This window comes from Paramicrobacterium agarici, from assembly GCF_002563955.1.
Classification (GTDB): domain Bacteria; phylum Actinomycetota; class Actinomycetes; order Actinomycetales; family Microbacteriaceae; genus Paramicrobacterium; species Paramicrobacterium agarici.
On sequence record NZ_PDJE01000001.1, the window covers coordinates 1,237,621 to 1,250,761 of the forward strand.

At 66.3% G+C, this 13,141-nt stretch carries 11 protein-coding genes; 6 read left to right on the forward strand and 5 right to left on the reverse strand.

What is annotated here, in order from left to right:
• Positions 1 to 94 precede the first annotated feature (94 nt).
• Complete coding sequence (locus ATJ78_RS06125; protein WP_098406791.1) at positions 95 to 1,015, forward strand: AEC family transporter; 921 nt, start codon at positions 95 to 97, stop codon at positions 1,013 to 1,015.
• On the opposite strand, the gene ATJ78_RS06130 is transcribed toward ATJ78_RS06125, so the two are convergent.
• Positions 1,016 to 1,378 (reverse strand): hypothetical protein, encoded by a 363-nt coding sequence (locus ATJ78_RS06130; RefSeq protein WP_098406792.1) that lies wholly within the window; start codon positions 1,376 to 1,378, stop codon positions 1,016 to 1,018.
• Positions 1,379 to 1,390: 12 nt separating this feature from the next.
• On the reverse strand, positions 1,391 to 2,245 hold the full coding sequence (locus ATJ78_RS06135) for an exodeoxyribonuclease III (protein ID WP_098406793.1): 855 nt from the start codon (positions 2,243 to 2,245) through the stop codon (positions 1,391 to 1,393).
• A gap of 109 nt (positions 2,246 to 2,354) precedes the next feature.
• Between ATJ78_RS06135 and ATJ78_RS06140 the strand changes: the two genes are divergently transcribed.
• From ATJ78_RS06140 to ATJ78_RS06150, 3 genes are read left to right on the forward strand one after another with little or no spacing between them, the layout of a single operon-like run.
• On the forward strand, positions 2,355 to 4,538 hold the full coding sequence (locus tag ATJ78_RS06140; protein ID WP_245836224.1) for an MMPL family transporter: 2,184 nt from the start codon (positions 2,355 to 2,357) through the stop codon (positions 4,536 to 4,538).
• Positions 4,539 to 4,543: 5 nt separating this feature from the next.
• Positions 4,544 to 5,092: an orotate phosphoribosyltransferase gene (pyrE, locus tag ATJ78_RS06145; RefSeq protein WP_098406795.1), complete on the forward strand. Its 549-nt coding sequence runs from the start codon at positions 4,544 to 4,546 to the stop codon at positions 5,090 to 5,092.
• On the forward strand, positions 5,092 to 6,909 hold the full coding sequence (locus ATJ78_RS06150) for a septum formation family protein (RefSeq protein WP_098406796.1): 1,818 nt from the start codon (positions 5,092 to 5,094) through the stop codon (positions 6,907 to 6,909). The genes pyrE and ATJ78_RS06150 overlap by 1 nt, the downstream gene beginning before the upstream one ends.
• A gap of 15 nt (positions 6,910 to 6,924) precedes the next feature.
• Here the strand turns inward: ATJ78_RS06150 and ATJ78_RS06155 are convergent, their stop codons facing one another.
• A complete protein-coding gene (locus tag ATJ78_RS06155) occupies positions 6,925 to 7,725 on the reverse strand; it encodes an HAD-IIA family hydrolase (protein WP_098406797.1) in 801 nt (266 codons plus the stop codon).
• Positions 7,726 to 7,820: 95 nt separating this feature from the next.
• On the opposite strand from ATJ78_RS06155, the gene fdhD reads away from it, so the two are divergent.
• Together fdhD and ATJ78_RS06165 are read left to right on the forward strand one after the other, a co-directional pair.
• The gene (gene fdhD / locus ATJ78_RS06160) at positions 7,821 to 8,687 is read left to right on the forward strand and encodes a formate dehydrogenase accessory sulfurtransferase FdhD (RefSeq protein ID WP_098406798.1); all 867 of its coding nucleotides are present in this window, start codon (positions 7,821 to 7,823) and stop codon (positions 8,685 to 8,687) included.
• Positions 8,684 to 10,945, forward strand: a complete 2,262-nt coding sequence (locus ATJ78_RS06165) for an FdhF/YdeP family oxidoreductase (RefSeq protein ID WP_245836225.1) — start codon at positions 8,684 to 8,686, stop codon at positions 10,943 to 10,945. Before fdhD ends, ATJ78_RS06165 begins: the two co-directional genes overlap by 4 nt.
• A 185-nt stretch (positions 10,946 to 11,130) precedes the next feature.
• Here the strand turns inward: ATJ78_RS06165 and ATJ78_RS06170 are convergent, their stop codons facing one another.
• Complete coding sequence (locus tag ATJ78_RS06170; RefSeq protein ID WP_098406799.1) at positions 11,131 to 11,778, reverse strand: metal-dependent transcriptional regulator; 648 nt, start codon at positions 11,776 to 11,778, stop codon at positions 11,131 to 11,133.
• A 22-nt stretch (positions 11,779 to 11,800) separates the two neighbouring features.
• A complete protein-coding gene (locus ATJ78_RS06175; protein ID WP_098406800.1) occupies positions 11,801 to 13,063 on the reverse strand; it encodes an Nramp family divalent metal transporter in 1,263 nt (420 codons plus the stop codon).
• Between the last annotated feature and the right edge of the window lie 78 nt (positions 13,064 to 13,141).

Consider the following 13,141-nt stretch of genomic DNA (forward strand, 5'->3'; position numbering starts at 1 on the left):
GCCTACGTCAGCGAGGCCTGCGCGGGAAGACCGGCCGACCACCGGCATGCGCGCCAGGCGGGATCGTTCGCGGGCGCTCCAGTAGTCTCGAGTGGTGACGGGAGTACTGACGGGATTCGCCATCATCGGCGTCGTGATCGCCGTCGGCTTCGTCGCCGGACGCCTGCAGATCGGCGGAGCGTCTGCGGGCCGCAGCATCCAGCATCTGTCCTTCTTCATCGCGAGCCCCGCCCTGCTCTTCGACGTGCTCGCCCACGCTGACATCGGCGTCGTCTTCTCGTCGTTCATCTGGGTCGCGCTCATTTCGGCCGTGGCGATGGCGGGACTCTTTGTCGTGATCACGGTCTTCGCGTGGCGGCTGTCTGTCGGCGAGACCACGATCGGCGCGCTCGCCTCCGGCTACGTCAACGCGAACAACATCGGGCTGCCCGTCGCGGTCTACGTGCTCGGCGATGCCCAGTACGTCGCGCCTCTGCTGCTGCTTCAGCTCATCGTCTTCGCGCCGCTGAGCCTCGCGATCCTCGATCTCGCGCGCACGGGACGCGTCTCTGTGTGCGCGATCGTGACGCAGCCGTTCCGCAACCCCATGATCATCGCCTCACTCGTCGGCGTGCTCGTGGCCGCGACGGGTGTGCAGCTTCCGGATGCTGTCTATGCGCCGTTCGAGCTCATCGGCGGCGCCGCGGTGCCGATGATGCTTCTCGCGTTCGGCATGTCGCTCAGCGGTCAGCGGCCCCTGCGGGCCGGCACCGGCCGGGCTCGCGTGTTCGTCGCGTCAGCGCTGAAGTCTGTCGGGATGCCGCTTGTCGCGTTCGTCGTCGCGCACGTCGCTTTCGGGCTCACCGGCCACGAGCTGTTCGCCGCAACAGCGCTCGCCGCTCTGCCGACAGCGCAGAACATCTTCACGTACGCGACGCGCTACGAGACAGGCGAGGTCATGGCACGCGACGCGATCCTCGTCTCGACGGTCGCCGCGATACCGGTGCTGATCGTGATCTCGGCGCTGCTGGCATAGCTACCAGGTGAAACCGGGTATCGCACCGATCATCATCGAGATTCCTCCCGCCCAGACCGCGAGGGCGACGACGATCGTAGCGATCGCGATGACAAGCGCTCGCCTGGCGCGCACCATGAACACGATCGCCCAGATCGTGCCGGCGATCAGCAGCGCGAACGGGAGGATCATGGCAATGAGCCATCCGCCCACGAACAGCCCTGCGCTGCACTCGCTCGAGCACGCGCTCACCATCATGATTCCGAAGAGCGCGACGAGAAACGTGATGACGAGCACAACGGCGCCGAGGGCCAGCACAGTGACCGAGATGCCGATGTCCCAGCCGCGCGCCGAGCCGGTCAGGCGCTTGCGGTCGTCGTCCATGGTGCGCACCTCTCAACCGAAGATCATCGGCATATCGTCGTCGACCTCGGACTCGATGTCGACGACGACGGGAACATGATCGCTCGGAGAATCGCCCTTGCGCTCGTTGCGGTGGATGGCAGCATCCGTCACCCTGTCGGCGAAAGCATGCGAGCCGAGAATGAAGTCGATGCGCATACCCTCGTTGCGGGGAAAGCGCAGCCGCTTGTAGTCCCAGAACGTGAAGCCCTCCGGGACGAGAGGGCGCACAACGTCGCTGAGCCCCACCGCCTCCAAGGCACGGAAGGCGCTCCGCTCGGGCTCGGAGATGTGGGTCGAGACTCCGGGAACGAAGCCCGGGTCTCCCATGTCGTCATCGAACGGCGCGATGTTGAAATCGCCCATGAGCGCGAGGGGCAGATCCGGCTCGGCCTCGAGCGCCGCCTGCACGTGAGCGCGCAGCGTGTCGAGCCACGCGAGCTTGTAGACGTAGTGGGGATCGTCGAGGGAGCGGCCGTTGGGAACGTAGAGGCTGTAGAGGCGAACCCCATCGATCGTCACACCCAGCGCGCGCGCCTCGATCGGCACTCCGGCGCCGTCGAGCTCGTGCTCCACCTTCGGCGGCTTGCCGAAGCCGGGAATGCCGACGAAGCCGCGCTCGACATCGGTCATCGGCAGCCGGCTCGCGAACGCGACGCCGTTCCACTGGTTGAGTCCGTGAATCTGCAGATCGTAGCCGGCCGCTTCGAACTGCTCTGCGGGAAACTGGTCGGGCCGGCACTTGATCTCTTGCATGCCGAGCACGTCAATGTCTTCTCGCACGAGCCAGTCGACGACGCGTCCGACTCGGGTGCGAATGGAGTTGACGTTCCACGTGGCGATGCGCATGAGACAACGCTATCGAAACGGATTCAAACTTTTGGGCGACGTGCACGTTCCCGCGCCAGACGTACCGTGAGATGTACTCCACGTCCGTGACCGCAGAAGGATGCTCCCCATGGCTCATGCCCCGCACACCGGAACCGCACGCCGATCGGCCCCCACCTGGCTGCGCGTGCTGATTCCCGTCGCGCTCATTCTGGCGTGGCTTGCCGTCGGCGGCGCCGGTGGCCAGGCCTTCGGCGAGGTTAACGATGTCGCCGAGAACGACCAGGAACAGTTTCTCCCGGCCAGCGCCGACGCCACGAAGGTCAGCGACCTGCAGACCGAGTTTCGGGGCGACGACGTCATTCCGGCGATTCTCGTGTTCGAGCGCGACGGAGGGGTGACGGATGCTGATCACGAGGCGATCAGCGACATCGTCGACGCCGTCACAGACATCGACGGGGTCGACGAAGACGGGGTCTCGCCGGCGATCGACTCCAAGGACGGCGAGGCGGTGCAGGTGATCGCCTCGCTCGACACCGAAATCAAGCCCGCCGACACCGTCGAGAAGATCCGGGGGTATCTCGACGACAACACGCCCGAAGGTCTGTATGTTGCGGTCACCGGTCCTGCGGGGCAGTCGGCAGACATCGTCGACGCGTTCAGCGGGCTCGACGGGCTGCTGCTCATCGTGGCGCTCGCCGTCGTGCTGGTCATTCTCATCGTCGTGTACCGGTCACCGATGCTGCCGCTCATCGTGCTCGGCACGAGCATGATGGCGCTGACCGCGGCTATGTTCACGGTCGTGGAGCTGGCGAAGGCCGACGTGCTCGTGCTGTCGGGGCAGACGCAGGGCATTCTGATGATCCTCGTGATTGGTGCCGCGACCGACTACTCGCTTCTCTACGTGTCTCGATATCGCGAGGCCCTTCGCGAGCTCGAGGGCAAGTGGGATGCCACGTGGGCGGCGCTCCGCGGGTCCACGCCCGCAATCCTCGCCTCGGGCGGCACCGTGATCGCCGGTCTGCTCTGCCTTCTCGTCAGCGACCTCAACTCGAACAAGGCCCTCGGGCCCGTCGCCGCGATCGGCATCGTCTTCGCTCTCATCGCGGCGCTCACGTTGCTGCCCGCACTGCTCTACTGGGCCGGTCGGGCCGCATTCTGGCCGCTTCGCCCCGCGCACGGAAGCACTCACAAGCACGCGGTCAACGCGTCGTCGAAGGGGCTCTGGCCCGCCGTCGCACGCCTCGTCTCGCGTCGGCCCCGCATAATCTGGATCGCGAGCGTCGTCGTGCTCGCAGCGGCATCCTTCGGCCTTATCGGCTTGAAGGCCGACGGCGTCTCGCAGAGCGAATTCGTCACGGGACACTCGGAGGCTCGTGAGGGCCAGGGCGTTCTCGACGAGCACTTTCCGGGCGGGTCAGGGACCCCCGCGGTCATCGTCGGCCCCGAAGACGAACTGCAGTCGATGGCCGACACGATCCTGGCAACGGACGGCGTCGACTCTCTCGCCGTGCTGACCGACGACTCTGCAAGCGGCACCGCGGAGGTCACGACGGACGGCATCGAGCCGGCGTTCGGGCCGAACGGTCCCGTGAAGGCCGACCCGACGGTCATCGACGGGCAGATCATGCTCGAGGCGACGCTCGAGGGCCCCGGCGACTCGGCGGAGGCCGAAGAAACCGTGTCCGCGCTGCGCGAGGCGCTGCCCGACACGGGCGAGAACGCGGTGCTCGTCGGAGGAGTGGCGGCGACGGCAATCGATACGAACGCGGCGGCCGTTCATGATCGCAACCTCGTGATCCCGCTCGTGCTCATCGTCATTCTGATCATCCTCATGATTCTGCTGCGCTCGATCCTGGCTCCCGTGCTGCTCGTGATGACCGTGGTGCTCTCGTTCGCCGCCGCGCTGGGCATCTCGTCACTCGTGTTCAACCACATCTTCGAGTTCCCCGGCGCAGACCCGAGCGTTCCGCTGTTCGGCTTCGTGTTTCTCGTCGCCTTGGGGATCGACTACAACATCTTCCTCATGACGCGCGTTCGCGAGGAGTCCGTCGCCCATGGCACGCGCGAGGGCATCGCGCGCGGTCTTGTCGCGACGGGAGGAGTGATCACGTCGGCGGGCATCGTGCTGGCGGCGACCTTCGCGGCGCTCGGCGTGCTGCCGATTCTGTTCCTCGCGCAGATCTCGTTCATCGTGGCGTTCGGCGTGCTTCTCGACACGATCCTTGTGCGGTCGCTGCTCGTGCCAGCGCTCAGCATCGACATCGGCAAAGCGATCTGGTGGCCCAGCAAGCTCTCGCGCACTCTAAACTAAGGGGCGTGACTGACGCGCGCACTCAACTCATCGACCACATCAAGGCCGAGGCTGTGTTCCACGGGGACTTCACTCTGACGAGTGGAAAGAAGGCGACGTTCTACGTCGACCTGCGCAAGGTGAGCCTCGACCACCGGGTCGCCCCGCTGATCGGGCAGGTCATGCTCGATCTCGTCGCAGACGTTCCCGACGTCTTCGCCGTCGGCGGACTCACGATGGGAGCAGACCCCATCGCGGCCGCCGTCCTGCACCAGGGTGCTGCTCGCGGCTCCGACATCGACGCGTTCGTCGTGCGCAAAGAGCCCAAGGACCACGGTCGAGGCAAGCAGGTAGAGGGCCCCGATCTCGCGGGCAAGCGCGTCATCGTCGTCGAAGACACGTCAACGACCGGCGGGTCTCCTCTCACCGCGATCGAGGCGCTCACGAAGGTTGGCGCGGAGATCGCCGGAGTGGCCGTCGTGGTTGACCGCGACACCGGAGCACGCGAAGCTATCGAAGAAGCGGGGTATGACTATTACGCCGCTCTGAGCCTGAACGACTTGGGATTGGCATAGTGACTCCACGCGACGACGACGAGAAGCGCGCAGACAAACACCGCGGCCGGAGCGACCGGCCTGGCGAGAACGGCGCGGGTCAGAACGGCTCGGGCGACCAGGGTGCGGACTGGCTGTTGTCGCAGCTTGACGACACGGGCGCGTACAGCACGATCGACGATGAGCCTGCGCCTCGTCCCGAGAACGAGACGCGGTGGTCGCGGCGTCGCTTTCGGCGCAGGCAGGAGCGCGCACAGGCGGACGGATCGGCGGATGCTGGTGAGCCGACGAGCCCTTCTGTGACACCGTCCCCCGAGGCTGCACCTCGTGAGGAGCAGCCTCTTGATGACGACGCCCCCACGCGCGCTTTCGACGCGATCGCCGATCGCCCGGTTGAGAAGCCCGTTGTTCCTCCTCGGCGCACTGACGGCGTTTTCGCCTGGGGGCTGACCCCCAACGACGCCGTCGACCCTCTCGTCGCCGCCCAGCGCGAGACAGACGAGCAGAAGCCCGATGCGAACGAGCCCGCCGCAGCCGATGCTGAGACGACGGGGGTCGACGCCGGAGAGCCGACTCAGGCGTTCGACCCGTTCGCCGACCACGAGTTCGAGCCGGTGTCGCCGGAGCAGGCCGCTGTCGACGAAGCGCTCGCGAAGCCCGGAGCGTATGAGCGACTCTATGGCGAGGCGACGCTGTCGGCACTGGATGCCGCCGATGACGACGATGCCGTTGACGAGCCGAATGCAGAGGAGGTTCCCGCTCCCAAATCGGCGGTCGCCGCGGAGCCCGCCGATGATGAGCCGGCTCTCGCTCCGGAGCCCGTTGACGATGCGGGCGTGATCGACGACGAGCCGTTGCCCGCCGATGAGACCTCAGACCAGGATGCTGTCGACGAGGACGCACCCGCAGCCCCTGGCCGGGGCGAAGACGCTGAGCAGCCCGAAGACTCTGAGCAGAACGATGCTCCTGACCTCGGCATCCTCGACCTCTTCGGCGGGCGCACGGGCGAAAGCCCCGGCAAGGCCGCTGGCACGCCGGAGACTCCTCCCGCGACGCCTGAACCGGCGTGGGTGTCGGGCTCGCGCTCCGCTGATGCGCCGAGTTCGGCTGCCGACTCCGACACGAGCGCGCGTCTGCGCGCCCTGTTCGAAAGCACCGCGACGGCCCCCGCGCCAACGCAGGCACCTGCCGCTGACACACGAGCGGAGCCAAGCGCACCGCGTGCGTCATCTGCTGCCACGACGACGGGGGCGAGCTCCGCAGGCGGAGGCTCCGGCGGAGGCTCACGCGGCACTCGTCCTCTCGTTCTTGTCGGACTCGCTGTCGCGGCCATCGTGGTGCTCGGAGGACTCTTCTGGGTCGGAACGCTGATTCCCGGCATGGTGTCTGCCTCGCAGCCTGAAGCGACAGAGTCGAGCACCCCGACGCCGACGCAGTCCCTTCCGGCTGAGGGGACGCTGCCCGCGGGAACGTACGCGTGGGATCAGCTTCGCGGAGGCGAATGCCTCGGTGAGTACCAGTCTCCGTGGGCAGAGGAGTTCACAGTCGTCGACTGCGAGGCCGAGCACGATGCGCAGCTCGTCGCCGTCGGCACCATGTCAGACGACGAGGGAGCAGCCTTCCCCGGCGAAGACGAACTCGCGAGCCAGATCTACCTTCTGTGCAGCGACCCGGGCGTCATCGATCTCGCGAAAGCGGGCGAGTACGGAGACGTTCAGGTGCAGGGCAGCTATCCCGTCACCGAAGAGCAGTGGAACGACGGGCAGCGCAACTACTACTGCTTTGTCGATCGTGCGTCAGGCGAACCGCTGACCGGAAGCCTCGTACCGGCCGAGTAGGGCGAACGGCGCCGCTCAGTAGGTCTCGGTCTCAATCGGCTCGTCGTTGAGCAGCTCGGCGACGCTTCCGAGCACCTCGTTCGGGCGGAACGGATACTTCTCGATCTCTGCCTGGTCGCTGATCCCCGTGAGCACCAGCACGGTGTGCAGTCCCGCTTCGATGCCGGCGACGACGTCGGTGTCCATGCGGTCGCCGATCATTCCCGTGTTCTCGGAGTGTGCGCCGATGCGGTTGAGCGCCGAACGGAACATCATGGGGTTCGGCTTGCCCACGACGTAAGGGTCCCTGCCCGTCGCCTTGGTGATGAGTGCAGAGATCGCCCCGGTGGCGGGCAGCACGCCCTCGGCACTGGGTCCCGTGGCATCCGGATTTGTCGCGATGAATCGCGCGCCCTTATTGATGCAGCGGATCGCCTTGGTGATCGCCTCGAACGAGTAGTTGCGCGTCTCGCCGACGACGACGAAGTCGGGGTTGACCTCCGTCATGATGAAACCCGCTTCGTGGAGCGCCGTTGTGAGACCCGCCTCGCCGATGACGAACGCGGATCCGCCGGGGGCCTGCTCCTTGAGGAACGCCGCCGTCGCGAGCGCTGACGTCCAGATCGACTCCTCGGGCACATCGAGTCCGGAGGCTCTGAGGCGGGCGCTGAGATCGCGCGGCGTGAAGATGGAGTTGTTCGTGAGTACGAGGAACGGCTTGTTCTCGAATCGCCACTGCTGCAGCAGGTCGGATGCTCCGGGCACAGCCTGGTTCTCATGAACGAGAACGCCGTCCATGTCGGTGAGCCAGCATTCGATCTCGTCACGGGTGCGCACGGGTTCTCTCCTCTGGGTGTGGGGACGCCTCCAGTGTATGCGGCAGAGGTGTCGCGCAGCTTGCCGGTGCCAGTGCGCGATGCTAGACCTGAGGTGTGGGCAGAATCACCGCTCGACGACGAGTCGCACGCTATACCGTTGGTGAGCGCATTTCGGTGCGTGACGATCACCTCGCCGTCGAGGAGCCACTCGAGATTCGCATCGGTGGCTCGCCTCTCACCATGACCATGCGCACGCCGGGCGACGACGTCGAGCTCGCCACGGGATTTCTGCTGTCTGAGGGCATCGTGACCTCTGCCGAGCAGGTGCGCGCGGCAATGCACTGCGCACCAGACGGCGAAGAGAACACCTACAACGTGCTCGACGTGACGCTCGACCCTGTGCGGGCCGCCGTGGCCGCTGACCTCACGCGGGCGTTCACGACGACGAGTGCGTGCGGGCTGTGCGGCAAGAGCAGCATCGACGCCATTCGCGCGACGTCGGCATTCGACCTGAGCAACGACGACACGGTCGTCGACGCGGAGTTCATTGCCACACTGCCTGTGCGGCTGCGCGGCGGCCAGTCTGCGTTCGAGAAGACGGGCGGGCTGCACGCGGCGGCGCTCTTCGATGCGGCGACGGGCGAGCTGCTCGTTCTGCGCGAAGACGTCGGTCGGCACAACGCCGTGGACAAGGTGATCGGCTGGGCGCTGTCCGCCGGCAGGGTCGCGCGCAGTGGGCTCGTGCTCATGGTGTCGGGTCGAGCGAGCTTCGAGCTGGCGCAGAAGGCGTTCATGGCCGGCATCCCCCTTCTCGCCGCTGTGTCGGCGCCGTCGTCGCTGGCCGTGGAGATGGCGGAGGATGTGGGGCTCGGGCTCGTCGGATTCGTGCGCGACAACCGCATGGTCGTGTACGCGGGCGCAGAGCGCGTGACGAACGAGAGCGCAGCGCAGCAGCGCGCGGTGAAAGCGAGGACGGCGTGACCGACGAGACTCGGGTGTCGAAGCCGAAGGACTGGGCGGCGGGCGTTCCGGGCGTTGCCCACGCCATGGTGCCCGCGCTGAAGGACGTCGGCGTCGGCCGGTCGCTCAAAGGACTTCTGACCATGAATCAGAAGGACGGCTTCGACTGCATGAGCTGCGCGTGGGAAGATCCGCCCGAGCGCAAGACGTTCGAGTTCTGCGAGAACGGTGCGAAGGCCTTCGTGTGGGAGGCGACGCCGATTCTCGTCGAGAGCGACTTCTGGGCGCAGCATCCGGTGTCTGAACTTGCCGGCAAAACGGACTACTGGCTCGGACAGCAGGGGCGCCTCACCGAGCCCGTGTACAAGGCCGAGGGCGATGACCATTACCGCCCCGTGTCGTGGGAGCGCGCGTTCGAGATTCTGGCAGACGAGCTGAACAGCCTCGATTCGCCCGACGAGGCGGCGTTCTACACGAGCGGCCGCACCGCGAACGAGACCGCCTTTCTCTACCAGCTGTTCGTGCGCGCCTTCGGCACGAACAACCTGCCCGACTGCTCGAACATGTGCCACGAGTCGACCGGCACGGCGATGAGCAACACCGTCGGCGTGGGTAAGGCGACCGTGCGGTACGACGACTTCGAGAAGGCCGACCTCATCATCGTGATGGGGCAGAACCCCGGAACCAACCATCCGCGCATGCTGACCGCGCTCGAAGACGCGAAGCGGAATGGCGCGAGCATCGTCGCGGTGAATCCGCTGCCCGAGGCCGGGATGAAGCGCTACAAAAACCCGCAGACCGCGCGGGGAATCATCGGAAGAGGCACCGATCTCGCCGACCAGTACCTTCAGGTCAAGCTCGCCGGCGACATGGCGCTGCTTCAGTCACTGTCGAAGCGCGTGCTGGATGCTGAGGCGCAACGCGGCGGGATCATCGACCGGGAGTTCATCGACCGACACTGCGTTCGCTTTGACCAGTTCGCGGCGAACCTGGAGTCGCTCGATGAGGAGCGTGTGCTCGAGGCGACGGGGATCACGTCTGCCGAGATCGACGAGCTTGCCGAGCGATACATGTCGAGCGAGCGGGTGATCATCACGTGGGCGATGGGGCTCACGCAGCACGAGTTCGCGGTGCCGGCGATCACAGAGATCATCAATCTGCTGATGCTGCGCGGAAACATCGGCAAGCCGGGCGCTGGAGCGTCGCCGATCCGCGGGCACAGCAACGTGCAGGGCGATCGCACGATGGGCATCTGGGAGAAGATGCCCGACGCGTTTCTCGATGCGCTCGACCGAGAGTTCGGCGTTACGGTGCCTCGCGAGCACGGGTGGGATGCTGTCGGCACGGTGCGCGCCATGCGCGACGGCGCCGTCACGGTGCTTGTCGCGCTCGGAGGCAACTTCGCCAAGGCGATCTCAGACACCGACGTCTCAGAGGCAGCGCTGCGCAACACGCGGCTGACCGCGCAGATCTCGACGAAGCTCAACAGGTCGCACGCCGTCGTCGGCGAGACAGCGCTGATTCTTCCCGTGCTCGGGCGCAGCGAGATCGACAGACAGCGGTCGGGGGAGCAGTTCGTGACCGTCGAAGACACGGTCGCGGCGATTCACGCGTCGAAGGGCACGCTCGAGCCGGTCGCGCCGGGTCTGCTCTCTGAGGTTTCCGTGGTCACGCGCATGGCGCGCGCTGTACTGGGGGAGGGCGGCCCGATCGACTGGGCGCATTTCGAGCATGATTACGACAGCATCCGCGACCGCATTGCGCACGTTGTTCCGGGATGCGAAGACTTCAATGCCAAGGTGCGAACCCCTGGCGGGTTCGACCTGCCGCACGGCCCGCGCGACAGCCGCACGTTCCCGACCGAGACCGGCAAGGCGCAGTTCGCGGTGAACGAGTTGCGCACGATCGATGTTCCGCCTGGGCGCCTGCTGCTGCAGTCGCTGCGCAGTCACGACCAGTTCAACACGACCATCTACAGCAACAACGACCGGTACCGCGGCGTGAAGAACGGCAGGCACGTCATCTTCGTGAACGCCGATGATCTCGCCGAACTCGGCATTGCAGACGGTGCGATCGTCGACATCCACGGCGAATGGAGCGACGGCATCGATCGCGTCGCGAAAGGGTTCAGGGTGATCGCGTATCCCACGGCCAAGGGCTGCGTTGCCACGTACTTTCCCGAGGCGAACGTGCTCGTTCCGCTCGACTTCACGGCGCACGGCAGCAATACTCCGGTGTCGAAGTCGATCGTCGTGCGCCTCGAGCAGGTCGCGGGCTAGACCCTCTGTGGAGCGCGCCGTTACCCACGCACGGGTATGGGCGTGATGTCGACGGCAGGGCTGTGCACAGTTTCGGAAATGTGCTGTGACGTCTCGGGGAGATCCATGCAATCTCGGGCCGCGCGCCGATGTCGAGCGTCTAAACGACTGAGATTTCCGAAATACGTGCTTTGCCGAGCGTCGGATCAGGCGGTGAGCCAGATCGACGCCGCGGCGTCGTCGGGAAGCTCGAGGCCACTGCCGGCGACGTCGACAGTGAGAGGATGCTGTGCGTCGACGCGCAGCCGAGTGCCCACGTCGACCCCGCTGTTCTCCAAGTGCCGCAGCAGTTCCGGGTCGCGGTCGCTGATGCGCAGCACAGTGCCCTCGTGGCCGGCGGCAGCGTCGGCCAGCAAAACGAATGCCGCACGTGCGGAGCGTCCCGCAGCATCCGGAATCGGGTCACCGTGCGGGTCACGCGACGGATGGCCGAGCCGCTCGTCGATCGCGTCGAGCAGGCGGTCGCTGATCGCGTGCTCGAGAACTTCGGCCTCGTCGTGCACGGCGTCCCACGTGTAGCCCATCTCGGTGACAAGCCACGTCTCGATCAGGCGGTGCCGTCTCACAACGGCGATCGCCTGGGCGCGCCCCTCGTCGGTGAGCGAGATCGATCCGTAGCGCTTGTGCGCGACGAGACCGGCCGCAGCGAGCTTCTTCACCATCTCGGTGACTGTGGACGGGGCGAGCGCGAGACGGGTGGCGAGCTGGGACGGCGTGATGTCGTCTGGCTGCCACTCGGTGTGTGAGTAGATGGTCTTGAGGTAGTCCTCGACCACGGCTGCAGGGGGTCTCATGGCACCTGCAAGCCTAACGGGGTCACGCGCCCACGGCCGTGAGCACCAGCAGCGCGATGTTGAGGGCGATCAGCAGGGCAGACGCGATGACGCCGGCAATCGTCGTGACGCGGCGATTCGCGTAGCACCCGAGGAGCTCGCGCCGCGCGGTCACGGCGACGAGCGGCACAAGCGCGAACGGAATGCCGAAGCTGAGCACCACCTGGCTGAGCACGAGTGCCCACGTGGGGTCGACCCCCAGCATGACGATCACCACGGCGGGCACGAGCGAGATGAGCCGTCGCACCAGCAGGGGAATGCGCCGATGCAGCAGCCCGTGCATGATCTCCGCACCCGCGTACGCGCCGACAGATGTCGAGGCGAGCCCGGAGGCGAGCAGCCCGACAGCGAAGAGCGTCGCGATGACGGGGCCGACGCCCGCGGCGATCGCAGCATGGGCGCCTTCAAGAGACTCGGTACCTTCCACGCCAGGCAGAACGGATGCTGCCAGCAGCAGAATCGCGAGATTCACGGTTCCCGCGATCGCCATCGCCGTCGTCACGTCCCATCGCGTGGCCCGCAGGAGAGTGCTCGTCGACGGCCGGTCTTCTGAGAGACGAAACCGGTCGCGCGCGAGGGCGGAATGCGCGTAGATGGCGTGCGGCATGATCGTCGCTCCCAGAATCGACGCCGCGAGCAGCACGGAACCCGAGCCCTCGAAGCGCGGAAGCAGGCCGAGAGCCGCCTGCCCAGGGTCGGGTGGGGCGATCACGACACCGGCTCCAAATCCGATCGCGATGATGGCGAGAAGCCCGATGATCACGAATTCAAAGGGCCGTGCACCGCGCCGCGACTGCACAGCGAGAAGCACCATCGACACCGCGCCCGTGATGAGCGCGCCCACAATGAGCGGAACATCGAAGAGAAGGTTCAGGGCGACAGCGCCGCCGATCACCTCCGCGAGATCGGTCGCGATGGCCACGAGCTCGGCCTGCACCCAGTAGGCGATGCGTGCGCGGCGACGCGTGATGCGACGACCGAGCACTTCGGGGAGGCTCTCGCCCGTGACGACGCCGAGCTTCGCCGACAGGTACTGAATGAGCCAGGCCATGAGGTTGCCGAGCACGACGACCCACACCAGCAGGTACCCGTACTGCGCTCCCGCTGTCATGTTGCTCGCGACGTTTCCCGGGTCGAGGTAGGCGACACCGGCGACGAGCGCGGGGCCGAGTAGCCAGACGCCGCGTGCTGCTCGTCGTCGTGTGCTCTGTGACGCCGTCGCCGTAGCATCCAAAATTTTAGGCATACCGAAAACATAGCAAAGTTTTGGTGCACCGAAAAGGTTTGGACCGCGTCCGCTGCGACGGTCGAGCACAGCTACGGT